Below are 24,127 nucleotides of genomic sequence, written 5' to 3'. Positions count from 1 at the left end.
AGCGGAGGCGGCGGACCTAGCCCAACGCCCGCAGGTACTTCACCACATCGGCTGCCCCGGCCAGCCGCAAGCCTTCACCCAGCGCAGTGGCTTCGGCGTGCTTCTTGGGCAGCAGGATGAATTCCGGGGTGCCGGAGTTGCGCAGGATGGTCAGGCGCGAATAGGGGATACCACCGTCCAGCAGCAGACCCATGAAGGCCGGATCGCTCCAGGCCTGCGCTGGCATCGCCAGGACGTGGTAGCGCTCGTCCAGCACGGCCAGGCCGTCGGGATCGAGGCTGTAGTCGGTGATCTCGGCGGGGAGGGTGGTTTCCAGTGCACGCAGTCGGGCATAGGCGATGGAGGCGGCGAAGGCCTCGACGTGCTGCTCGCCGCTCCAGAACACGCGATAGGCGTACCAGTCGGCCCGGAGCAAGCTGATGGGCTCGCCGGCGAGGAAGCGTGGCAGGGGGAGGCTGATGGCCTTGACGAAGTCCTTGTAGCTGATGATTCGCACCTTGCGGCTGTCCAGGCCGGCCAGGTAGTCCTCGAAGCTGGGGGAGGGCGTCGGTGTGTGGTCGTTGCCGCAAAGTCCGTCGATCTGGCGCAGGTCGAAGCTGGGAAGGCGCTGTTCGCTGCGCTTGACCACCCCAACCAGAACGGCATGGGCTTCAGCCTTGTCGTCCTGGACCGGGCCGGACAGCGCTCCGCGTGGTAATTCCACCAGCCGCTGCAATGGTGGGCCGGACTGCCACCAGATGGTGTCCTCGGGCAGGTGCAGTTGCTGGAAGGGCAGGCGCAGCTGGCTGGCTCGCTCGAACACCTTGCGAGGCGAATTGCCGAAGCCAAAACGCTGGGCGATTGCAGCCAGACGGGCGCTCAAAGGTGTTGGCTGCATCTCACTCATGGCCTGAATACTCCCCGGTCACGGGTGGCAGTGTGGCAGAGGCTTGCCGGCTGCGCGAACCGGGTGTCGGACAATTCTGCCTGGCGAGGAGCGAGAGCGAACGGACGGTGTGGCAGAATCCAGCTCTTCATTGTCGAGGATGCCTCCATGCCCAGCCTAGTGCTGGATATTTCCCTGACTGCGGACGAATTCCTCGCAGTCTATCAAGGTCGGGCCAACCGTGTGCTGTTGCGCAGCCGTGACGGCCGCAAGGTCAGCCTGCCGGCCCGGCATCTGCGCCCGCACCTGGGGCACGGGGGAGTGAGCGGTACCTTCGAGCTGGATTTTTCCGCTGACGGCAAGCTCCTCAGCCTGCGCCGCCTCGCGTGACGGGGGCTGCGCAGCTATAATCGCCGGCCCATATCGCCGATCGATGCCCGACCGACCATGTACAAACTGGCCCGCGAGCTGCTCTTCTCCCTGTCCCCGGAAACTTCCCACGAACTGTCCATCGACCTAATCGGTGCCGGTGGCCGTCTCGGTCTCAACCGCCTGCTGACCAAGGCGCCGGCGAGCCTGCCGGTGAAGGTGATGGGGCTGGAGTTTCCCAACCCGGTAGGCCTGGCCGCCGGCCTGGACAAGAATGGCGACGCCATCGACGGCTTCGCCCAACTGGGCTTCGGCTTTGTCGAGATCGGTACCGTGACTCCGCGTCCGCAGCCGGGCAACCCCAAGCCGCGCCTGTTCCGCCTGCCCCAGGCCGAAGCCATCATCAACCGCATGGGCTTCAACAACCTGGGTGTCGACCACCTGCTGGCGCGCGTGCGTGCGGCCAAGTACGACGGCGTGCTGGGCATCAATATCGGCAAGAACTTCGACACTCCTGTCGAGCGCGCGGTGGATGATTACCTGATCTGCCTGGACAAGGTGTACGCCCACGCCAGCTACGTGACCGTGAACGTCAGCTCGCCGAATACCCCCGGCCTGCGCAGCCTGCAGTTCGGTGACTCGCTGAAGCAGCTGCTGCAAGCGCTGCGCAGCCGCCAGGAAAGCCTGGCCGCCCAGCATGGCAGGCACGTGCCGCTGGCCATCAAGATCGCGCCGGACATGAGCGACGAAGAAACCGCCATGGTCGCCCAGGCACTGCTGGAGTCGGGCATGGATGCGGTGATCGCCACCAACACCACCCTCGGCCGTGAAGGCGTCGAAGGCCTGCCCTATGGCGAAGAGGCCGGCGGACTGTCTGGCGCGCCGGTGCGCGACAAGAGCACCAATACCGTGAAAGTGCTGGCCGGCGAGCTGGGCGGCCGACTGCCGATCATCGCGGTCGGCGGCATCACCGAAGGCCGTCATGCCGCGGAGAAGATCGCTGCTGGCGCGAGCCTGGTGCAGATCTACTCCGGCTTCATCTACAAGGGACCGGCGCTGATCCGCGAGGCGGTGGACGCCATCGCCGGACTGCAGAAGTAAATATCGAGGGCAAATAAAAAGGGCTCCCTCTAAGGGAGCCCCTGGGCTTGCGCCCGCCGCCCGGATGGGGCGTGCTTGGTGAAGTCGGTGTGATCCTGTGTCAGCCGACGGCGTGGAGTTCGTTCAGACGATGAATACCGGCGGCGCCGGTGTAGCCATCCCAGTTATCGCCACGGCCCTCGCGCCAACCGTTGATCCAGGCTTGCCGTGTGGTGGGATGGGTGAAAGGACAAAGATCGCGGGATTTGCCATTGATGCCGTGCTGATAGCCGCGCAAGAATGCTCGTTCCATCGGATCACGCTTAAGTCTTCTCATAGGGTGTAGCCCTCATTTGTTGACTGTTATGTCCATTGGTTCCACAGGTGGAACCTGGCAGAAAGTGCTCTGCCCCGAAGGTGCGTTGCCGGCGTGACGCCCCTTCATCCACTGCCATTGCGGCGGCGGGTTAAGCTGATTTCTAACCAATGCCCCCAGGCATGTGAATGATCGTTTTGTCATAAGGACGTAACTTGTAGGTGGCAACGGCCATAAGCTGACGGAAGCATTTTTTGCCACTTTTCGGTCTAAGCCCCGTAGCGTCGGGGCTGGCCGGATCAATGATGTCGCTGTGCCATTTCGTCTGGCGCACGAATCTGATGACTTTTCATTCCGACGAAGGGCCGTTCTGCGACCTTACGTCACATATTTTGTTACCGCACAGCTCAGGTTCTGTGCCGCTGATCGCCTCGAATGGGCCCTGGAACTCCAATGTCGGACCGCTACGAACTTTTCCTCACCTGCCCGAAGAGCCTGGAGGGCCTCCTGGCCGAAGAGGCCGCGCAACTCGGACTGCAGGAGGTGCGCGAGCAGGTTGCCGCCGTGCGTGGCCAGGGCGACCTGGAAACCGCGTACCGCCTCTGCCTCTGGTCCCGCCTGGCGAACCGGGTGCTGCTGGTGCTGGGGCGATTCCCGGTGCAGAACGCCGAGGACCTCTACCAGGGCGTGCTGGCGGTGGACTGGCATGACCACCTGATGCCCAGCGGCAGCCTGGCGGTGGAGTTCAGCGGCCACGGCTCGGGTATCGACAACACCCACTTCGGTGCGCTCAAGGTCAAGGACGCGGTGGTGGACAAGCTGCGCAGCGCCGACGGCGTGCGCCCCTCCGTGGACAAGGTGAACCCGGACCTGCGCATTCACCTGCGCCTGGACAAGGGCGAGGCGATTCTCTCCATCGACCTGGCCGGCCACAGCCTGCACCAGCGCGGCTACCGCCTGCAGCAGGGCGCCGCGCCGCTGAAGGAGAACCTGGCAGCAGCCATCCTGATCCGCGCCGGCTGGCCGCGTATCGCCGCCGAGGGTGGCGCCCTGGCCGACCCCATGTGCGGTGTCGGCACCTTCCTGGTCGAGGCCGCGATGATGGCCGCCGACATGGCGCCCAACCTCAAGCGCGAGCGCTGGGGTTTCTCCAACTGGCTGGGCCACGTACCGGCGCTGTGGAAGAAGCTTCACGAAGAAGCCCAGGTTCGTGCCGATGCGGGCCTGGCCAAGCCGCCGCTGTGGATTCGTGGCTATGAAGCGGACCCGCGCCTGATCCAGCCGGGTCGCAACAACATCGAGCGCGCCGGCCTCGGCGACTGGGTGAAGATCTACCAGGGCGAGCTGGCGACCTTCGAGCCGCGTCCGGACCAGAACCAGAAGGGCCTGGTCATCAGCAACCCGCCCTATGGCGAGCGACTGGGCGACGAAGCCAGCCTGCTCTACCTCTACCAGAACCTTGGTGAGCGCCTGCGCCAGGCCTGCATGGGCTGGGAAGCGGCGGTATTCACCGGCGCGCCGGAACTGGGCAAGCGCATGGGTATCCGCAGCCACAAGCAGTACGCCTTCTGGAACGGCGCCCTGGCGTGCAAGCTGCTGCTGCTGAAGGTGCTGCCGGAGCAGTTCGTGACCGGCGAACGCCGTGCGGCCGGTGAGGGCGACCGTGCCACTCCGCGCGCCGAGCCCGCGCGTCTCTCCGAGGGCGGGCAGATGTTCGCCAACCGCCTGCAGAAGAACTTCAAGCAACTGGGCAAGTGGGCGCGCAAGGACGGTATCCAGTGCTACCGCCTGTATGACGCCGACATGCCCGAATACGCCCTGGCCGTCGACCTCTATGGCGACTGGGTGCACGTGCAGGAATACGCACCGCCCCGTTCCATCGACCCGGAAAAGGCTCAGGCACGCCTGCTCGACGCCCTGGCGGCGATTCCCCAGGCGCTGGATGTGGACCCGGCCCGCGTGGTGGTCAAGCGTCGCGAGCGCCAGAGCGGTACCCGCCAGTACGAGCGCCAGGGCAGCGAAGGACGTTTCACGGAAGTGAGCGAAGGCGGCGTGAAGCTGCTGGTGAACCTCACCGATTACCTGGACACCGGCCTGTTCCTCGACCACCGCCCGATCCGCCTGCGCATCCAGCGCGAGGCGGCCGGCAAGCGTTTCCTCAATCTCTTCTGCTACACGGCTACTGCCAGCGTGCACGCGGCCAAGGGTGGTGCGCGCACCACCACCAGCGTCGACCTGTCCAAGACCTACCTGGACTGGGCACGGCGCAACCTGTCGCTGAATGGTTTCTCCGACAAGCACAGGCTGCAGCAGGGTGACGTGATGGCCTGGCTGGCGGAGGACCGTGGCGAGTACGACCTGATCTTCATCGACCCGCCGACCTTCTCCAACTCCAAGCGCATGGAGGGGGTGTTCGACGTGCAGCGCGACCACGTCCAGCTGCTGGACCTGGCCATGGCGCGCCTGGCGCCCGGCGGGGTCCTGTACTTCTCCAACAACTTCCGCAAATTCCAGCTGGATGAGGGGTTGGAGTCGCGCTACGCGGTCACCGAAATCAGCGCCGAGACCCTGGACCCGGACTTCGCCCGCAACGCGAAGATCCACCGCGCCTGGCGCCTGACCACCCGCTGAGGCGCCTGCGCGCCTCACCTCCAGCTCTCCGATCGACCCGCCGGAGGTTCCGGCCGTCCGGCGTTTGCCTTGGACGGTCGGCTGCTCATGCGCGCTTCTAGGCAAAGTGCCACTACCTAGCTATGTTGATGCTCACAGGGACGGTATTTCCACACCCAGATTCGAGATGTGAGCATGCAGTCGCTTGCGCCGGAAAAACTGACCCTGTCGGCATTGCTGTCCGGCCGCCCGCTGGTGTGGCTGGTCTGCTTGTTGGTCGTCTTCGGCGGTGCGGCGCTTACCCTCCTGCTCAGCCAGGCGGTGCGCAGCGCCGAAGAGAACCAGTTGCGCGCGCGTTTCAATCTGGCCGCTGGCGAGCGCATCAGCCGCATCAAGGAGCGCCTGGATGGGCAGCTCAAGGAGCTGGATGCCGTCCAGCGCTTCTTCAACAATTCCCATGAAGTCACCCTTGGCGAGTTCCAGGGATTCGTCGGTCCACTGCTGGGCGACACCCTGGTCTATTCCTGGGTGCCGCGTATTGCCGGAAACGAGCGGGAGCAGTTCGAGGCCCGCGCCCGTGAAGAGGGAATGGCGGGCTTTGCCATCCGCGACCTGAAGGGCGACAGCCTGGTGACCAGTCCGCTTCGGCAGGAGTATTTCCCGGTCTACTACAGCGTGACCTCGCGCATCGACCAGGTGCCGCTGGGGATGGACCTGAACTCCAGCCCGCAGCGTCGCGCCGCCATCGCCAAGGCGCGGAGCAGCCATGGCGTCACCGTTACCGAGCGGGTGCGGGTGATCGGTGTGGTGGAGCGTGAGGCCAGCGGCGTGGTCATGCTGGCGCCGGTCTACGACGGCACTCCGCCAAGCGATGAGCGCCTGCGCGGTTTTGTGGTGTCGGTGCTCAGCCTCAATCTGGAGATGGAAGCGGCTATTGCGCCGGACAACCTGGCGAGCCTGGTGATGCGGGTCAGCGATGTCAGCGAGGATGGCCACGAGACGCTGATCTACCAGAGCGCCGAGGCTCCCGAGAGCGATCTGTTGCAGCGCCGGGTGGTGCCCTTCGGCGACCGCCAGTACCTGCTGGAGGTGGTCCCCAGCGCGGACTTCCTCGCGGAAGACACATTGTCCACGGCCGATCTGGTGGCGCTCAGCGGTCTGGTGTTCACGCTGCTGCTGGCGGGCTACCTGCTGCTGATGGTCAACCAGCGGCAGAACGCCCTGGCGCTGGTGGCCGAGCGCACCGAAGCCTTGCGTGAGCGCGAGATCGAGCTGCAGCTCAGCGAGGAACGCTGGAGCTTCGCCCTGGATGGCGCCGGTCACGGCGTCTGGGACTGGGAGCCGCAGTCCGGGCGCGTCTTTCTCTCCCGTGGCTGGAAAACCATGCTCGGCTATGGGGAGGACGAGGTGGATGACAGCCTTGAGGCGCGCGGGCGGCTGATCCATCCCCAGGACCAGCCACTGGCGCGGGCGGAGCTGGAACGCCACCTGCGCGGTGCCAGCGCGGTCTACCAGAGCCAGCACCGCATGCTGCACAAGGACGGCCGCTGGATCTGGGTGCTGGATCGCGGAAAGGTGGTGGAGCGGGGGGGCGATGGCCTGCCCCAGCGAATGATCGGCACCCAGACCGACATCAGCTCCAGCAAGGCGGTGGAACTGCAACTGGCCATGGCTCACGGCCAGCTCCGCGGCCTGCTGAATGCCGCGACCCAGGTGGCGATCGTCAGCACCGACCTGCGTGGTGCCATCCTTCAGTTCAACGTCGGCGCCGAGCGCATGTTTGGCTACCGGGCCGTGGAAATGATTGGCCGCCATCCGGTGGTGCTGCATCTGGAGAGTGAGGTGGCGGAGCGCTGTCGGGCGCTCGGGCAGCGTTTGGGCAAGCTGGTCCCGGATTTCCAGGCCTATGTAGAGGAGGTCACGGCGGGGGATCGCTTCGACGAGCAGGAGTGGACCTTCCAGCGCAGCGACGGCAGTCGTCTCATCGGGAGCCTGATCCTCACGGGTGTGCGTGACGAGCGCGAAGTGCTGGTGGGCTACCTGGGGGTGGCGATCGATATCACCGAGCGCAAGCACGTGCAGCAGGCCCTGGAAGCCCGCGATCGTCTGCTGGAGAAGCTCAGCGCACGGGTGCCCGGCGTGCTTTACCAGTTCCGCATGGAACCGAACGAGCACTTCAGCTTCCCCTACACCAGCGCCGGCATCCTTGAGGTCTTCGAAGTGGACCCGGAAACGGTGCGGGACGACGCGATGGGCCTGCTGGAGCGCGTCCATCCCGATGACCTGGAACGGGTGCAGAGTTCGATCCGCCGCTCCGCCGAATTGCTCACGCCCTGGCGCGAGGATTTCCGCGTGCTGCTCCCGCGCCAGGGCCTGCGCTGGCTGCGCGGGGAATCGGTACCCGAACGCGGGGAGGATGGCACCGTACTCTGGCACGGCTACATCACGGACATCACCGGGCTCAAGCTGGTGGAGCAGGAGTTGCGTGCGCTCTCGGTCACCGACGCCCTGACCGGCGTCTACAACCGGCGCTACTTCCAGGAACGCCTGGACCTGGAGATCGCTCGCGCCGAGCGCCGCGAAGGCCCGCTGGCGCTGGTGATGCTGGATGTCGACCACTTCAAGCAGATCAACGACTGCCATGGCCACGACGCCGGGGACCGGGTGCTCAAGGCACTGTGCATGCGGGTCGGCGAGCGCCTGCGGCGCATCGACGTGCTGTGCCGGCTGGGTGGTGAAGAGTTCGTCGTGCTTTGCCCGGACACCAATGTCGAACAGGCATTCCAGGTCGCCCAGGCGCTATGGCAGGCGCTGGCGAAGGAGAACGTGGCGGGGGTAGGACAGGTGACCGCCAGCTTCGGCTGCGCCGCCTGGCGTGAGGGGGAAGATGCCGATGATCTGCTACGACGCGTGGATACGGCCGTCTATGCAGCGAAGCAGGCAGGGCGCAATCAGATCCGTATCGCCGAGTGAGAGATGGCCGCCCGCAGGGGGGCGGCCATCGGGTCAGTTGGCGCCGGCCACGCTCTTGGGCTGGCGGTACAGGTCCACCAGTACCTGGTCGAGGATCGCCGACGCGCCCCAGGGGCGTGAATCGTTGAGGATCGCCACCACAGCCCAGGTGTTGCCATTGCTGTCGCGGCTGAAGCCGGCGATGGCACGGACCGTGTTCAGAGTGCCGGTCTTGATGTGGGCTTCACCTTCCAGGGCCGTGCGGCGCAGGCGTTTGCGCATGGTGCCGTCCATCGCCACCAGCGGCAGCGAGGAAACGAACTCGGCGGCGTAGGGGCTCTGCCACGCGGCCTGGAGGATGGTGGCCATCTCGCGGGCGCTGACCCGCTCGTTGCGCGACAGGCCCGAACCGTTCTCCATCACCAGGTGCGGCGCGGTGATGCCTTTCTTCGCCAGCCAGTTGCGGATCACCCGTTGCGCAGCCTTGGCGTCGTCGCCATCGGCATCGGTGCGGTAGCGCGCGCCGATGCTGAGGAACAGCTGCTGGGCCATGGTGTTGTTGCTGTACTTGTTGATGTCGCGGATGACTTCAACCAGGTCCGGGGAGAAGGAACGGGCCAGCAGCTTGGCGTCCTTGGGCACGTCGCCCGCGCGGTCCTTGCCGTTGATGGTGCCGCCCAGCTCTTTCCAGAATGCGCGCACGGCGCCGGCGGCGTAGCCCGGATGGTCGAGTAGGGACATGTAGGTCTGGGCGCTGCAGCCTTCCGGCAGCTTGCCGCTGGCGATCAGGGTGGTGCCGTCGAACTGGGTCACCGGGTTGTAGCGCACGTCGGGCCATGAGGGGCACTTGGCGGCCTTGGTCACCTGCAGCTTGTTTTCGATGCGGATGTTCTCGAGCGGCGGCTCCATGGCCAGGCTGGCCTTGCCGCCCTCGGCGCGGGCGATCAGGCGCACGGCCTTGAGGTTGACCAGCAGCGAGTCCGGGCCGACCAGGAAGGGCTTGTTGTCGTCGCCGCCGTCGTCGTTGAAGGACGGCAGCTGCGGGTGGTTGAAGTAGCTGCGATCCAGCACCAGGTCGCCGGTGACCTCGCGCACGCCGTTGGCGCGCAGGTCGCGCATCATCAGCCAGAGCTTTTCCATGTTCAGCTTGGGATCGCCGCCACCCTTGAGGTAGAGGTTGCCGTTGAGCACGCCATTCTTCAGCGGGCCGTCGGCGTAGAACTCGGTCTTCCACTGGTAGGTGGGGCCGAGCAGCTCAAGGGCGGCGTAGGTGGTGATCAGCTTCATGGTGGACGCCGGGTTCACCGACACATCGGCGTTGACCAGCGTCTGGGCGCCCGGGCCGGTGAGCGGCAGGGTCACCAGGGACAGCGAGTTGGCGGAAATCTTGTTGGCGGTCAGGGCCTTCTGCACCTTGGCGGGAAGGCTGGTGTTGACCTGGGCGGCGGACAGCGGCAGGGCAACGGGGAGAATCAGGGCAGCAAGGGTGAAGGTACGAATGGACTTGAACATCAAAGCTTGCCCTCCTGGCGAGGGCGGTTGACGAAAGAAGTTGGCATAGCGACAGTTCCCACGAGGGTTCGGGAAATCGGCGCATTATGCCGTAACCCCGTCCTAACGGTATGGGTTAGCGACTCATTTCGTCTGCCAGTGCAACCTCGGGTGCACCGCGAACGGGCAAGTTGCAACGGAAGCTGCTAGAGTGCCGCCCGTCATTTATGCCGAGGAACTGCCATATGGCCACCAATCGCTCCCGCCGCCTGCGCAAGAAGCTTTGCGTCGATGAATTCCAGGTTTTGCTAATTAGCAAAAAATAATCAGGATTTTGTCAAAAACGTCTCACCCCTTCCGCCCAGAATCCCTGCTGCTCCCCTCGCAATTATCCGCCCGCCTTTCGCCGCTGACGCCCCCGGGGTATGTCACGGAAGTCCAGTCTCAGCCATTCCCTCGTGAACGCCTGACGCGCGCTTTTCAAACGCAAGGCAAACCCCACGTGTGGGTCGCCAGTCATTCTTTGATCGAGTCTGTCCCAGGCTTCATTTCAGCAGTTCGCTACTTACGTTCGCGGTCTCCTGTGGGCTGACGTGCGCCCCAAGGCAGACATATTGCGTAGCCGCTCACTGAGTAACACGAGGGGCTGATACAAACGAAAAGGCCACCCTTTCGGATGGCCTAATGCTCGCAGATGCTCTGGTTTCAAACAGCCGGATTAATCGGCTTCTCTGGGTACCAGGCGTCCTGCAATGGGCTGACCTCAATCTTGGTCAGTTCGCTACGGCCTTTCAGCCAGGCTTCAACAGCCGCGCGTTGCTCCTCACTCACCGAGCCACGCTTAGCCAGGCAGACCAAGCCGAACTCTTCGCCGCCTACGTAGTCCAGGCCGTTAGCGGCCATGGCATCGTCCAGGAAGGCGTTCAGGAAGGCATCGATGGCTTCATCCGAAAGGTCTTGCTTGAAATCCAGATTGAGCTCAAACCCCAATTCCTGAAACTCGTCAACACAGAGCTTCTTGCGCAGACGGCGGGAACGGTTAGTAGCCATGAAAAAATCCTCTAGGTAAATTTGGCGCGCAGTCTATCAGCTAAGGAGTTGGAATGCCTGGGAGATGCGTCTCGAGGGCCTGTCCTAGGATCAGTAGGCCGCAACATAACTGGCGAATTGACTCTGCGTGGGCTGGGTGTAGTGTGCGCTTGCAGGATCCCGGACTAACGTGCCCGATCGGACATAGCGCTTACCTGACCCCGACTCTGTTCACGAGGCCACGGCCCGTCTCAGGGTGGGTGCATTGTCCGTCGAGGCTAAAAGTCTCCTTGCCTGTCAAAAGCGTGACTCTTAGTGACTGTCATGTCCGTTGCGAAAGCCATCTCAGCGCGAATTAAGTTCATGCGGAAGGGTAAACCCTTTTCCCGCACGGTTTTCGCGCAGCTTGGCTCTCGCGCATCGGTTGACAAGGCACTCTCCAGGCTGGTGCAGTCAGGCCGGCTAGAACGCGTTGTTCGCGGCGTCTACATGCGTCCGAAGTTCAACCAGTACGTCGGCAAGAACGTCCGCCCCAGCCCAACTACCGTGATGCGCGTCATCGCGAAGTCGAACGGTGAAACGATCCAGATTCACGGTGCTGAGGCAGTCCGTAGGCTCGGTCTCAGCACCCAGATGCAGATGCTGCCGACGTTCTACACCAGTGGCTCGACTCGAGAACTCAAAATTGGCAATGCGGTCGTTCGCCTTCAGCATGTCTCCAGGGACCGCTTGCAGCATGCTGGAACGAACGTGGGACTGGCGCTTACCGCTCTCCACTATGTCGGGAAGGAGGGGCTGTCCACCCAGGTGGCTTCGACAGTCGTCAACGCGCTGAGCAGTGAAGAACTGTCGAAACTCCGAGCGTGCATTATGCCGGAATGGATGCGGATGGCATTAAGCCTTGCGACTCAGAAAGTCGAGTAGGTTTTTTCAGTCTCACAGCACTATGTCTGCTGGTGAGATGCGAAGTCGGGGGGCGTGGTCGCTAAGCCGCAGACAGGGGCTACTTGTCCGACCTGCGCCCGCTGCAGCCCGCTGCGCTAGGAGAAGTTCAAGGAGAGCCGGGTAGGGCAGCGACTTGCTAGCGGTCTAACTCAGTAGCCTGCAGAACCTGGCGGGCTTGGGTTTCCTCAGAACCGGGCTTCTCCGTAACCCCGAGATACTCATCATCGACCGCCCGTTGGAAAACGGAATGTTTTCTGCCGGCGAGTAGGGCCCGGATGCGAGGTCTTATCTCCGCAGAACTGGCGATTGGATCTAATGCGTTCTGGTTAATGTGCATTGACATTTGCCCTACTCGATCACCTGACGCCCACATGGAAACGTTTGTGTTCTGTGAAGGCCTATCTTGACTGGATCGCGGTTTCGGGATTGCGCCAAGGCCCGGAGTTTCGTGCGGTGGGCCGTTGGGGCAACCTGGCAGAGCACGGACTGCATCTCGTGCATCCTCCGTCGCGCGATGGTGCACAGTGGCTTGGAGGGAGAGCGCTTCAGCCGTCATTCATTGCGCCGTGGCTTTGCCACCTGAGCCAGTCGTAACCAGTGGAGCGCCAAGGCTCTGATGAGTTACGTCGGCTGGCGCTATGCCAAGGCTGCCTTGCGCTATGTTGAGTCGGAGAGGCCGCTTGGCGAGCTGCGCCGCTCGTAGTGACCGGACCTGGCCCCCATGCACGGCCTCACCAGCGCATCGGCATAGGAGGCAGGGAGCTTAGGCTTGGCTAACTGGGACCGGGCCTCTGCATGGCTCGGTGAGGAGCGTCTACCATGACTGAGATTTTTGCTGTGCGGTATGCCGAGACGCTGGTACGCGCCACGCAGATCTTCGGCAGTCGAGAGAAGGCTGAGCGCTGGATGGTGACGCCGGCGCAGGGGCTCGAGCGGCGTCGTCCGATCGACATGCTCGCGAGTGCAGAGGATCTGGAAGTGCTCGAGACTTTTCTCGGGCGCATCGAGTATGGGGTCTATCACTGACCCTATGTTTTAGGGCCGCCGTTAACGACCGGGCGTGACTGCCAGCCAGCCCCTTCGCTAACCGACTTCGAGGGTTTCGGCATGCGTGAACGATCTGTCCCGTTGTCACCGAGGGCATTAACTCGCCAGGACATCGATCGCGCTCTGCTTGATGCGGTGATTGCGCTGGTACGGGAGGCGGGGTGCCTGATCGCTGCTGAGCTGGTTCGACCCGGTGGTCCGAGAGGCGCTGGGGACAAGGCCGAAGTTGATGGCGAGGTCGAGGTCATGTTGCGCCAGGGACTGACGAAGCTGCTCCCCTGCGATTTTGTCGGTGAGGAAACCGGTGTGCAGCTGACGGGGCATCACTACTGCTGGGTTGTGGATCCCAATGATGGCACCCGCGACTTCCTGCAAGGGCATCTGGGCTCGGCGATTTCCGTAGGATTGCTGCGAGAGTGTGTACCGGTGCTGGGAGTCGTCTATGCGCCGATGACGGAACGCGGGGCGGACTGTATTGCTTGGGCTGAGGGGATGCCACACTTGCTCCGTAATGGCGCGTTGATCGTGCCGAATGTCGCGAAAGGCGGACTGGCGGAAGGTGCCCAAGTCTTCGTCAGCCTCACCGCGCGTGCCCGGCCCATCGAGAATGCCGAGCTGTGTGCGCCCGCCACCTACCATCCGATGCCAAGCATTGCCTATCGGCTTGCCCGGGTGGCGGTGGGGGATGGGATCGCTGCAGTCTCCTTGTACGCGGTGTCGCCCCACGATGTGGTGGCGGGTCACGCGTTGCTGCGGGCAGGTGGCGGTGGCCTCTGGAACGAACGGGGACAGGCCTTGGGTTACGCGACAGCGGCGACATTCAATCAGCCAGTTGGGTATTGCTTCGGCGGTGGGGAAATAGCCTGTCAGGAATTGGTGAGGCGCCCGTGGCAGGTTGTTCTCGCAAACAGAGCATAGGTGTGTGGCGAGCCTAGAAGAGGGCCGTCTCCCTAGACTATGTAAAAACCACTGCTGAGTTCTGCTGCGGGTGCGGAGCACCGTCAGGGGAGCACGTCATCCCACCGAGCAACGCTCCTGCAGGAGTATCGTGTGCCAGATAAACGAAAGCGTACATGTACCTTGGTAGGAGGTTCTCGATGAAGATCGCCGCTCTGGAACAGGCCGAATCGGTCAGTGATGTCCTGTGCGACGTTTGTGGCGATAGCACGCGTCTTGAAGGGGCTGGATTGCAATTTGGCACGCTTCGCGCCAGTTGGGGCTGTGGCTCGGCCCATGAAGGCGAACGCTATGAAGTCCATCTGTGCGAAACCTGTTTTTTTAGGACGCTTTCAGGTCTCAGACGTGACCGCATGGTGAACTTCATGTTCAGTGAGGAGGATCAAGACCTCAGCAATTTTGGGCGCGTTGCTCGTGATGATCTGTTCAATGGCGGCAGCAACTCGGCCAGCTGATCTCCCTGTTGGGACAGCATCCCAAGTCTAGCCGGCATTTCCCCTAGAATTGCTAGATCAACACCAGCGGGGGCGGCGTATGAAACGCTTTATCCAGGGAGAGCATCGATGCCAAAGCACTGGGCGTTTAGCTGGCCCGACTGCCTGAAAACTTGCTACGGCAGCAGCTTGCTCACGTCATCAGTGGCATTGGCTGAAGGCCGGACATTGCCGACCTTAAGCTGGGTGGTCTCACTGGACCCAAGATTTTACTGCTGCGGCACCATATTCGGCCTTCCAAGCGTTCAGCACTTTGTTGTTGCCGCCTTTCGTCTCGACGACTTCATTGGTGTGCGGATTCTTGTAAACCTTGACGGTGCGCTCGCGCCGCTGGCCTTTTTGAGCAAGCAGCGGAGTGCGCGTGCGACCTGGATCAAGGATATTCATTACGGCCTTTAGCCCAAGGCCATATTCATCCAGCAGCGCTTTGAGTTTGGATTCAAACTCAATTTCGCGCTTGAGCTCCGTATCGTTCCTCAGGCTGTCCAGCGCAGCGAGTTGTTCTGCCAGCTGTGCTTCCAGGCGTTTAAATTCAGCCAGTTTGCTCATTGCGTTCTCCTTAGCGTGATGCAATTACACACCGCAGTTGACCGATTGGTCTGTCCCGGTCTTAGTGAATGGACCATTAAGCTTTTCCTCTGCATAGCGTTCTTCTCCGCCCCCTCTCGCATTTTTGACGGCGAGGGCATCCGGCCTCGGTGCATACATCCTTCGAAGTTTCCGGTGCATACATCCTTCGAAGTTTTCTTAGGCCTGTTCTTTGCGAAACTCCCGAATGATTCGCAGGAATTCGCCAAGCGTCGGAGAGTCGTCTTCCTGCCGATAGATGCATCCCAGGTCGAACCGGGCATTTTCCGGCAGGCCACTCAGAGGTCTGTAGGTCAGACCTGGCAGTTTGAGCACCTCCGTAGACTCCGATACAAGACTCGCCCCTAGGCCTCGGGCAGCCAAGGCAACCGCGGTTATGGTGTCACCCACCTCCTGAGCAATCTGTGGTTCGAAGCCTGCTTGGTGGCAGAGGCTAAGTACCTTATCCAGGAAGCTGGGGCGACTTCCCGTGGGGAAGAGGATCAACGGATGCTCGGCGAGGCTCCGGAAAGGCACCGTGGTTTCTCGAGCCAGAGGGTGACCTTCATTGATTGCGAGCAGGAGTGATTCAGATGAGACGGTCTCGCAGGAAAGATCTGGCAATGGCGATAGCATCCGACTGAAGCCAATGCTGATCCGCTTCTGGCGCAATGCTTCGACCTGCTCATGCTTACTCATGCTGTGCAGTACCAGCTTGACGTCTGGGTTGCTTTCGCGAAAGCGCTCCAGCAGCCGTGGGATGGTATCCAGGATTCCCGAACCGAAAATGCCTATATCTAAACGACCGAGCTTGCCTTGACCGGCACGTTGAGTCCGTTCGGTCGCTTGCTCGACCAGCGCGCGAATGTTGCGTGCCTCTTCCAATAGGAGTTCCCCGGCAGGAGTCAATTCCATACCTCTAGGGGTGCGATTGAACAGCTGCACGCCGATTTCTGCTTCGAGTTGCTGGATCTGTCTGGTCAGCGGTGGCTGGGAAATGTGCAGTCGAGCTGCCGCACGGCCAATGTTCTGCTCCTCGGCCACGGCGATGAAGTAACGGAGATGTCGGAAATCCATGGGCGCTCCCGCTGATGATGGGCCTTTGCGCTATCTCGATACCTTTTAGGTAATGCTCGGCCGTTTTTATAGTATTGGACGGATTGGCATGCGGCCAATAGTTTTGAGTCAAAGGCTGCAGGAGGACGCTCTGGTAGCCGCTGGATCTACATAGTAAGCACATTGAACGAAGGACATTAGTCTGTGATCAGTGTTGCCAAGTGTCGATAGGATGAACCTGCACAGTATACGAAAGTGGTGTCTCAGTTAAGTTAATCGCTGTTTTTGAGTCGTAAATTTGTGAGGTGGGCTGGGATAGGTCCGTAGGTCTGTTGAAGTAGATCAACCTCCTCGTGAAATTTTCCCTAATTAATTTTTATTGGGATGCGGGTAGGTTGTCGTTCAAGAATATTTGGTCAGTTCTAGGTTTTTGTGCGGTCTCAGCGGTTCCGTCTTGCTAGTGCCAAATTTCTGTTTCTCCTAAGTTGTAATAAATGATTTGGTCAATCTGTTCTCGGATGCCTGGCGGGAGGGGATGACTTTATTCAAAAAAAGATGTTGGTGCTGATCTCTTTTGCCGGCGTGAAGAAGAGGGCGCTCTGGTTGAAGCTGAAAGTGTCGCAAAAAGCTGAGGTTATGGCCTGAAGGCCGCTCAGCTACCCATGATTCAAAATAAAAACAATGAGGGTTGAAATGAAGAGCAATAAAGCAGTTCGGCCATTCAAGGTCGCGGTTCTTGCTGCCGCAATTGGCGCAGTTTTTCCCGGATCGAGTGCTCTGGCAATGGAGATCGATACTGGGGATTCGGACTGGAAAGTGCGCTGGGACAATACGCTGAAGTACAGTGTTGCCTACCGCCTGCAGAGTCAGGATTCCGAACTGACTGAATCGCCAACCCTTGGCGGTCTTTACCCGGATGTCCAAAGCCAAGGTGATCGTAACTTTGACCGCGGCTTGGTCTCAAATCGTCTAGATGTGCTTTCCGAACTGGATATCAGTCATAACAACATTGGTGCTCGCGTTAGCGGTGCAGCCTGGTATGACGATATCTACAACAAGAACACTGACAGCGATACCCAACGTCATTTCCTTGATGACACCGAAGAGCTGCACGGTCGAGACGCCGAGTTGCTTGATGCTTTCGTGTACATGCGCTCTGCTGTTGGTGATGGGCAGGCCACGGTCCGTCTCGGTCAACACAGTCTCATCTATGGTGAGAGTTTGTTCTTCGGGGGCAATGGTATAGCCAACGCGCAAGGCCCAATCGACGTGGTCAAGCTTCTGAGCGTACCGGGCACCCAGTTCAAGGAAATTCTGCGACCGGTCAATCAAATCTCCGGCCAGTATCAGATCAATCCCCAGCTATCCATCGGCGCCTACTACCAGTTTGAGTGGGAGCGCTCGACGATTCCGGGTGCCGGGAGCTACCTGAGTTTCTTCGACCTCTTGGGTCATGGTGCAGGCACTGTTCAGTCGCTGACTGGGCCTACTCGGAATGGTGGCGATATACACGCTAAGGACTCGGGGCAGGGTGGATTCCAGATCCGGTTCAGTCCAGAAGGTTCGGACGTCGAGTACGGCTTCTATGCCGCCCAATATCACGACAAGACGCCGAGCAACATCTACGCCAATCTGGCTGCCGTTATCCCGACTCCGGTAGGTCCGGCCCCTTTCTTTGACTCCTATAACCAGGTCTTCGCTGAGAACATCAAGACTGCTGGGGTAAGCGCTTCTACCTCCGTGGGGTCGTTCAACTTCGCAGGTGAAGCTTCTATCCGCTGGGACGCGCCACTGGTTAGTGGGCTACAGGCAGTGACGCCGGGAGTGACTGCGGATAACGACGAGAATGGCCTGTTCGCACGCGGTAAAACTGCTCACATCAACCTCTCGACCATCTACTCGCTCGATCCGTCCTCTTTGTGGGACGGCGGCACCTTGCTTGCAGAGCTGGCTTGGAACCGCACTCTCAGCGTGACGGAGAACCGCGCGGCTCTTGATCCCAACAGTAGTCGGGACGCTACAGCGTTTCGCGTCCTCTTCGAGCCTGCTTACTTCCAGTTCTTTGATGGCCTGGATTTGAGCGTGCCGATGGGCCTGGGCATTGGTCTGGATGGCCAGTCCTCGGCTGTTAGCCAGGCCGGTTTCGGCACTCGCCACGGCGGGGACTGGAGCATCGGCCTGAAAGCCAACTACATGCAGTCCATTGAGTTCGGTGTGAACTACGTGAACTTCTTTGGCAAGAAAGATCCGCTATTCGATGAAAACGCTGTGTTCACCTACGGCCAGAGTTTGGCCGACCGTGACTTTATCTCTGCCTACGTGAAAAAGACCTTCTGAGGCCGATCATGAACAACAAGATCCTGAAGATTTCTCTCTTGGCCTGCGCGCTTTTCAGCGCACAGATGACCCAGGCGGCTATATCAGCGGATGAGGCTGGCAAACTGAAAACGACGCTGACTCCGCTTGGTGCGGAGCGTGCAGGCAATGCCGACAACAGCATCCCAGCATGGGATGGTGGTTACACAAAAGCTCCAGCCGACTACAAGCAAGGCGACAAACGCACGGACCCCTTTGCCTCCGAAAAACCGGTGCTGAGCATCACGGCCGCGAATGCGGACCAGTATGCGGATCAACTGGCCGAGGGCACCAAAGTCATGCTGAAGAAATATCCAGACTACCGTCTGGATATCTATCCGAGCCATCGCACCGTTGCGGCCCCGCAATGGGTGTATGACAACACCTTCAGCAACGCAACCCGTGCTCAAGTTGATGAGAAGACCGAGAACGTAACTGGCGCTTTCGGTGGTATTCCTTTCCCCATTCCGAAGAACGGTGCCGAGGTCATGTGGAACCACCGACTGTCTTGGAATGGTGGTGACTCATTCAATAGCTACATCAGCAGTTGGCTTATGACAGCCGGTGGCAAGAAGGTATTGGCCACCACTACTCCTTATTATTTCCAATATCCCTACTATTTCCAGGAAAGCAGTCTGGAAAAGTTCGATGGAAACTATTATCAGGGCAAGATCATTACTGAGCGGCCGTCCTCGAAGAACGGCGAAGGTTTGATGATCTTCTACAACACCAATCAAGACGCACGTGCCAGTTGGCAGTATCTGGTCGGTCAGCGTCGCGTGCGCCGACTGCCTAACGTGGCCTACGATACGCCAAACTTCGTAGTGTCTGGCGTCAGCTTCTTCGACGAAGCGTTCATGATGTTCGGCCCGTCCAATAAACATGACCTGAAGATCGTCGGCAAGAAAGAGATGTTCGTGCCCTATAACTCTAATAAGTCTCAGTTGGTTTCGAGTGACGAGTTGATGAGCCCGAACTTCCTCAATCCTGATCATGTGCGTTGGGAGAAACACCGCATGTGGGTGGTTGAGGCGACGCTTAAAGCTGGCCAGCGCCACGTGGTTCCACGTCGCACTTACTACATTGATGAGGACTCCTGGCAAATCATCCTGGTCGACGGTTATGACGCGCAGGGTAAACTCATCCGCCAGCAATGGTCTCTTCCTTACTTGGCTCCGGATCTCCCCGCATTGACCACTCAGTTTGCGTGGGGGCTCTACAACATCGAAACCGGCGCCTACGTTTATGGCATGTCGTCCAACGACTCCAAGTTCCATTACAAACGCACGGATCGACTCCCGCCATCCGCTTTCACTCCGGATGCAATGGCCAGCGAAAGCTCTCGTTGATTCTCGCTAATGGGGCCGGGGCGACATACGTCGCTCCAGGCCTGCTTATGAATGTTTTTTGCTGTTGGAGTGAATATGGCTAACCGGATTCTCTCGTCCATGCAGTTCAGGCTGAGGATTCTCATGGTCGCCACAGTAGTGATGCAGGCCGCCATGCAGACCATGCCTGTTGTCGCTGCTGAACCCCTGCGTGTGCTCAAGGAATCGTCAACCATCAGTGCCAAAGCACAGAGATCGGTTCTGCTTTCAATTACTCATGCTGGTAATCGATTGGTAGCGGTAGGTGAGCGCGGAATCATCCTGCTCTCCGACGACGCCGGGCAGAACTGGCGACAAGCTTCATCGCCGGTGAGCGTAACTTTGACCGCAGTCCAGTTTGTCAACGCGGATCAAGGATGGGCCGTCGGGCATCTTGGCATTGTGTTGCACAGTGCGGACGGCGGAGAAACCTGGACCCGGCAACTGGACGGCATTCGTGCTGCCGAGTTGATGATGGAACAGGCCAAGCAGAGTGGTAACGGCCAGGCGATCAAGAATGCCGAGTGGCTGGTCGCTGACGGCCCTGACAAACCTTTCTTGGACCTGGCGTTCATCGACCAATCCACCGGCTTTATCACCGGCGCCTATGGGTTGATCTTCATGACCCGTGATGGTGGGAAGACCTGGCTGCCATGGGCGCAGCACCTCTCCAACGACTCAAGCCTGCACCTCAATGGCATTACAGCCAACGGGAAGAACATCTTCATTGTCGGAGAACGCGGGCTTTTGCTGCGCTCTTTAGACGGAGGGGAAACATTCGCGACGATGGAATCTCCCTATGAGGGGAGTTTCTTCGGAGCCCTGTCAACCGGCGCCGGCGATGTCCTGATCTACGGACTGCGTGGCAACGCCTACCTCTCCCGTAACAACGGGGAAAGTTGGCAGAAGGTGAGTATTAAAACTGACGCAGCTATCTCCTCGGCCGCGCAGAGGCGCGACGGCAGCTTGCTGCTTGCCAGCCAGGCGGGCGAGGTGTTCACCAATAGGGGAGGGGGCGCCAGTTTTGAAACGCTGCCGTGGCGCGGCGCAGGTTCTGTTTCTGACATTACCGAAACGCCGGCGGGCGAACTGTCAGCCGTGGGATTGCATGGTTTGGAGCGGGCCCCGCTCGACCAAGGGGCCGCCGCCGAGTGAGGCGGCATCGTCTCCGCCATACACGGTCATTCACTTCGTCAGATTAGGGGCATCCCGTGACCATTGATATCGCTGCACAAAATAAAGACATAGTGGCGTCCCTTGAGGACTTTGACACCAAGTCAGGCGGCCTCGTTGAGCGAGCCATTTTCAATCATCGACTGCTGGTGATCCTGCTGTGCGCGCTGGCAACTGCTCTCTTGGCGTACCAGGCATTGGGTATCCGGCTGAATGCCAGCTTCGAAAAGGCCATTCCGACCAACCATCCCTATGTGGTCAATTTCCTGGAGAACCGCAAGGACCTGAGTGGGATTGGCAACTCTATTCGAGTCGCGATCTCCACAAAGAAAGACAGCATCTTCGACAAGACCTATCTCGATACGTTGGCCAAGATCAACGACGAAATCTATCTGCTGCCGGGCGTCGAGAAGCCCTACATGAAGTCGCTGTGGACGCCTAGCACTCGTTGGCTGGCGGTGACCGAAGACGGGCTTGACGGCGATACTGTTATTCCTGCGACTTACGATGGTTCGCCCGAGAGTCTGGAACAGATCCGTCAGAACGTAGCGCGGTCGGGGGAAATCGGTCAGTTGGTGGCTGGCAACTTCAAGTCCAGCGTGATCTATGTACCGCTCTTGGACATCAATCCGGAAACCGGAAAGCCCCTTGATTACGGCCAGTTCTCTCGGCAGCTAGAGGAGATCCGCGCAAAATATCAGACCGACGATATCCAGATTCACATCACCGGGTTCACCAAGATTCTTGGTGACCTGATCGAAGGTCTTACGCAGGTGATGATGTTCTTCGTCGTCGCTGTGGCCATCACCATCGTTATCCTTTACTGGTACACCCGCTGCGTGCGCAGCACGCTGATTGTCGTGTCGTGCTCATTGATTGCGGTGCTGTGGCAGTTGGGGCTGCTCACCATCCTAGGCTATGAACTGGATCCTTACTCGATTCTGGTGCCGTTCCTGGTGTTCGCCATTGGCATGAGCCATGGCGCGCAGAAAATGAATGGCATCATGCAGGATATTGGCCGCGGCCTACATCGCATCATCGCAGCGCGCTACACCTTCCGCCGGTTGTTTGCCGCGGGTCTTACCGCATTGCTTTGTGATGCCGTTGGATTTGCAGTGCTCATCGTCATCCAGATTCAGGTAATTCAGGATCTGGCCATTACCGCAAGCATCGGTGTCGCGGTCCTTATTTTCACCAACCTCATCCTGCTGCCAGTGCTGCTCAGCTACATCGGAGTGAGCAAGAAGGCTGCCGCACGCAGCCTTGCGGCCGAGAGCGAGGAACTGACTTCGAAGAGCAAGCATCCGGTCTGGGCTTTCCTGGATCTGTTCACTCGTCGGTCCTGGGCTACTCCAGTGTGCATACTGGGTTTCTGTTTGGCGGTATTCGGCTTCGTCGTCAGTCTCAATCTGAAAGTGGGGGACTTGGACCCGGGTGCACCGGAGCTTCGTTCCGATTCACGCTACAACCGTGATGCAGCGTTCATGACCCAAAATTATGCTGCCAGTACGGACATCTTTGTGGTGATGATCAAGACGGGCGAGGACCAATGCACTCATTACTCGACACTGTCCGCTGTCGATGCACTGGCCTGGAAACTGGAGCAGCTCCCGGGCGTTGAGTCCACCAACTCCATGGCATCGTTCAGCAAGATTGCCACCTCCGGCTACAACGAAGGCAGCTACAAATGGTACGAACTGATTCCCAATGACAGCGCTTTGGGGACGGTTCAGGGGCGTGCGTCTCGTGAGCTCTTCAACCAGGACTGCTCGCTGTTGTCGCTGTACGTCTACCTGACCGACCACAAGGCGGACACCTTGACTCGGGTCGTAGATGCCACTGAGTCCTTCATCGCTGAAAACGATCTCGGCAATGCGAAGTTCATGCTGGCGGCTGGGAGCGCGGGTATCGAGGCCGCAACCAATATCGTCGTGAAAAAGGCGATGCGAGAAATGCTCTTCTGGGTCTATGGGGCAGTGATCATTCTTTGCTGGGTGACCTTCCGCTCTTGGCGTGCGGTACTAACCGCGGTGCTGCCTTTGGTACTCACCTCGATTCTATGTGAGGCGCTTATGGTTGGCCTTGGCATGGGGGTGAAGGTTGCGACGCTTCCAGTGATCGCACTGGGCGTAGGGATCGGGATCGACTATGCCCTGTATGTACTGAGCGTAACCCTGACAAGGCTGCGTGCTGGGGACTCGCTTTCACTGGCCTATTACCGATCCCTGCTGTTCACCGGGAAGGTGGTGATGCTCACAGGTGTCACACTCGCGGCTGCAGTGGCAACTTGGGTCTTCTCGCCCATCAAGTTCCAGGCAGACATGGGCATATTGCTGGCTTTCATGTTCGTGGTGAACATGCTTGGAGCCTTGATTCTGTTGCCAGCCTTAGCTCATTTCCTACTCCCCAGGAAGCTCTTCGATAAAGCGCCTGACGAGGTCAGCAAGGCAAGGAGCTAAACGTTTCCCGCAGCGCGAGTGAGGTGGATGGACGCGCGCTGCGGGCTTTTCAAACCGCGTCATCCTCTCGTTCTGACGACACGTCGCCCACAATAAAAAACAAGAAAGGCCCGCCTGACATGGATCGCACCAATACTCTGCCCCCTCCAAAACGGGGTGGTATTCACCCTATGCGGATTTGCATTGCTGTTCTTCTGATTCTCATCGTGCCTGCCATTGCATGCGCGCAGGCGAATACGCAGGCCCTGTACCAAAAGGTCCGTTCGTCGTCACTGCTAATCGCCACCCATGCCCTGATCTACTACGGGGCCGAAAATCGTTTGAGCGATCCGCGTAGTCTTGATGCCTATCAGAAGAGCTACCAGGACCTACAACAATTGGTGGAGGCGTTGGGTTATCCGCAATCGCTGCAGCGCCCCGTCGCGGAGATGAGCGCGCTCCTTCCCCAACTGGAATCTGGAGCCACGGATCATTCGGTCAGCTATCCGGACCTTCTCATAGGCCTGATGGATGCAGATGCCGAGATGAAGAAAGCTGTTGCCAGTGCTTATGCAGACGCGAGCCCCGAGCTCTCCCAAGCTCGCTTGATGCTGCGGGAGTTGAGCGAGCGCATTGGCGATTTGTTGATCTCTAATCAGGCTCGCATCACGCGAGTGGTCGGTGAGTACTCGGTGGCCTATGAGGCTCAAGATGCCGAGGCCAAGGACCAGCGAATCAATGAACTGTTCGAGGCGCTGAAAGTGCAGCTGCCTGAGCATGCCAAGGTTCTGACTGACCAGCATCGTGTGTTCCGTTTCGCCCGTGGTCATCTGCTCGGTAACAACTACAAGGCGGTGTCCGGGAGCGCGGCGTTTTACCTAGGATCGGTCATCGCAAAGCTCGATGAGTTGGCCGGACAAACCGCTCCTTGAGTTGCCATAGCATCGACATTTCTCCCGGCTAATGGATGCTGAAGTCCGCCAGAAAGACGCGGCCTTTCAGCCGATCCCTAGAAG

Annotated in this window: 19 protein-coding genes and 1 pseudogene; 14 read left to right on the top strand and 6 right to left on the bottom strand. The window is 60.0% G+C overall.

Features of this window, described 5'->3' with window-relative positions:
• Positions 1-16: 16 nt before the first annotated feature.
• The gene (locus tag E8F06_RS26025; protein ID WP_280372125.1) at positions 17-886 is read right to left on the bottom strand and encodes a DUF6685 family protein; all 870 of its coding nucleotides are present in this window, start codon (positions 884-886) and stop codon (positions 17-19) included.
• Between the two features lie 147 nt (positions 887-1,033).
• On the opposite strand from E8F06_RS26025, the gene E8F06_RS26020 reads away from it, so the two are divergent.
• Entirely contained in the window at positions 1,034-1,255 is a 222-nt protein-coding gene (locus E8F06_RS26020) for a DUF2835 domain-containing protein (RefSeq protein ID WP_280372124.1), read from the top strand.
• A 57-nt stretch (positions 1,256-1,312) separates the two neighbouring features.
• Positions 1,313-2,335, top strand: coding sequence for a quinone-dependent dihydroorotate dehydrogenase (locus E8F06_RS26015; protein WP_280372123.1), 1,023 nt, complete (start codon positions 1,313-1,315; stop codon positions 2,333-2,335).
• Positions 2,336-2,435: 100 nt separating this feature from the next.
• On the opposite strand, the gene E8F06_RS26010 is transcribed toward E8F06_RS26015, so the two are convergent.
• Positions 2,436-2,651 (bottom strand): ribosome modulation factor, encoded by a 216-nt coding sequence (locus E8F06_RS26010; protein WP_151132935.1) that lies wholly within the window; start codon positions 2,649-2,651, stop codon positions 2,436-2,438.
• A gap of 432 nt (positions 2,652-3,083) precedes the next feature.
• Between E8F06_RS26010 and rlmKL the strand changes: the two genes are divergently transcribed.
• A complete protein-coding gene (gene rlmKL, locus E8F06_RS26005) occupies positions 3,084-5,261 on the top strand; it encodes a bifunctional 23S rRNA (guanine(2069)-N(7))-methyltransferase RlmK/23S rRNA (guanine(2445)-N(2))-methyltransferase RlmL (protein ID WP_280372122.1) in 2,178 nt (725 codons plus the stop codon).
• Between the two features lie 174 nt (positions 5,262-5,435).
• Entirely contained in the window at positions 5,436-8,213 is a 2,778-nt protein-coding gene (locus E8F06_RS26000; RefSeq protein ID WP_280372121.1) for a diguanylate cyclase, read from the top strand.
• 33 nt (positions 8,214-8,246) lie between these two features.
• On the opposite strand, the gene dacB is transcribed toward E8F06_RS26000, so the two are convergent.
• Positions 8,247-9,704 carry a D-alanyl-D-alanine carboxypeptidase/D-alanyl-D-alanine-endopeptidase gene (gene dacB, locus E8F06_RS25995; protein ID WP_280372120.1) on the bottom strand — a complete coding sequence of 486 codons (1,458 nt, stop codon included), beginning with the start codon at positions 9,702-9,704 and terminating at the stop codon, positions 8,247-8,249.
• 224 nt (positions 9,705-9,928) lie between these two features.
• Here dacB and E8F06_RS25990 point away from each other — a divergent pair.
• A pseudogene (locus E8F06_RS25990) lies at positions 9,929-9,991 on the top strand (hypothetical protein); the annotation flags it as partial.
• Positions 9,992-10,388: 397 nt separating this feature from the next.
• Here E8F06_RS25990 and E8F06_RS25985 read toward each other — a convergent pair.
• The gene (locus tag E8F06_RS25985; RefSeq protein WP_179057922.1) at positions 10,389-10,733 is read right to left on the bottom strand and encodes a YggL family protein; all 345 of its coding nucleotides are present in this window, start codon (positions 10,731-10,733) and stop codon (positions 10,389-10,391) included.
• A gap of 303 nt (positions 10,734-11,036) precedes the next feature.
• On the opposite strand from E8F06_RS25985, the gene E8F06_RS25980 reads away from it, so the two are divergent.
• From E8F06_RS25980 to E8F06_RS25965, 4 genes are all read left to right on the top strand, one after another.
• Positions 11,037-11,636 (top strand): DUF6088 family protein, encoded by a 600-nt coding sequence (locus tag E8F06_RS25980; protein ID WP_179057923.1) that lies wholly within the window; start codon positions 11,037-11,039, stop codon positions 11,634-11,636.
• A gap of 840 nt (positions 11,637-12,476) precedes the next feature.
• Positions 12,477-12,683 (top strand): antitoxin Xre/MbcA/ParS toxin-binding domain-containing protein, encoded by a 207-nt coding sequence (locus E8F06_RS25975; RefSeq protein WP_179057924.1) that lies wholly within the window; start codon positions 12,477-12,479, stop codon positions 12,681-12,683.
• Between the two features lie 81 nt (positions 12,684-12,764).
• Positions 12,765-13,622, top strand: a complete 858-nt coding sequence (locus E8F06_RS25970) for an inositol monophosphatase family protein (protein ID WP_179057925.1) — start codon at positions 12,765-12,767, stop codon at positions 13,620-13,622.
• 179 nt (positions 13,623-13,801) lie between these two features.
• Entirely contained in the window at positions 13,802-14,116 is a 315-nt protein-coding gene (locus tag E8F06_RS25965; protein WP_179057926.1) for a hypothetical protein, read from the top strand.
• 231 nt (positions 14,117-14,347) lie between these two features.
• Here the strand turns inward: E8F06_RS25965 and E8F06_RS25960 are convergent, their stop codons facing one another.
• Together E8F06_RS25960 and E8F06_RS25955 are read right to left on the bottom strand one after the other, a co-directional pair.
• Positions 14,348-14,704, bottom strand: coding sequence for a histone-like nucleoid-structuring protein, MvaT/MvaU family (locus tag E8F06_RS25960; RefSeq protein WP_179057927.1), 357 nt, complete (start codon positions 14,702-14,704; stop codon positions 14,348-14,350).
• A 198-nt stretch (positions 14,705-14,902) separates the two neighbouring features.
• Positions 14,903-15,799, bottom strand: a complete 897-nt coding sequence (locus E8F06_RS25955; RefSeq protein ID WP_179057928.1) for a LysR family transcriptional regulator — start codon at positions 15,797-15,799, stop codon at positions 14,903-14,905.
• Between the two features lie 672 nt (positions 15,800-16,471).
• Between E8F06_RS25955 and E8F06_RS25950 the strand changes: the two genes are divergently transcribed.
• The 5 genes from E8F06_RS25950 (at position 16,472) to E8F06_RS25930 (ending at position 24,043) form a co-directional block, all read left to right on the top strand.
• Entirely contained in the window at positions 16,472-18,115 is a 1,644-nt protein-coding gene (locus E8F06_RS25950) for a DUF1302 domain-containing protein (RefSeq protein WP_348530032.1), read from the top strand.
• A gap of 8 nt (positions 18,116-18,123) precedes the next feature.
• Complete coding sequence (locus E8F06_RS25945) at positions 18,124-19,482, top strand: DUF1329 domain-containing protein (RefSeq protein WP_179057929.1); 1,359 nt, start codon at positions 18,124-18,126, stop codon at positions 19,480-19,482.
• A gap of 75 nt (positions 19,483-19,557) precedes the next feature.
• Positions 19,558-20,655 (top strand): YCF48-related protein, encoded by a 1,098-nt coding sequence (locus tag E8F06_RS25940; protein WP_256873270.1) that lies wholly within the window; start codon positions 19,558-19,560, stop codon positions 20,653-20,655.
• Between the two features lie 56 nt (positions 20,656-20,711).
• A complete protein-coding gene (locus tag E8F06_RS25935) occupies positions 20,712-23,132 on the top strand; it encodes an MMPL family transporter (RefSeq protein ID WP_280359978.1) in 2,421 nt (806 codons plus the stop codon).
• A gap of 119 nt (positions 23,133-23,251) precedes the next feature.
• Complete coding sequence (locus E8F06_RS25930; protein WP_179057930.1) at positions 23,252-24,043, top strand: hypothetical protein; 792 nt, start codon at positions 23,252-23,254, stop codon at positions 24,041-24,043.
• The last annotated feature ends 84 nt before the right edge of the window (positions 24,044-24,127 follow it).

Source organism: Pseudomonas sp. BN411 (assembly GCF_029871235.1).
In the GTDB taxonomy this organism is placed as follows: Bacteria; Pseudomonadota; Gammaproteobacteria; order Pseudomonadales; family Pseudomonadaceae; genus Metapseudomonas.
The sequence above is the reverse complement of the archived record's forward strand: the minus strand, read 5'-3'. Positions and strand labels throughout refer to the sequence as shown.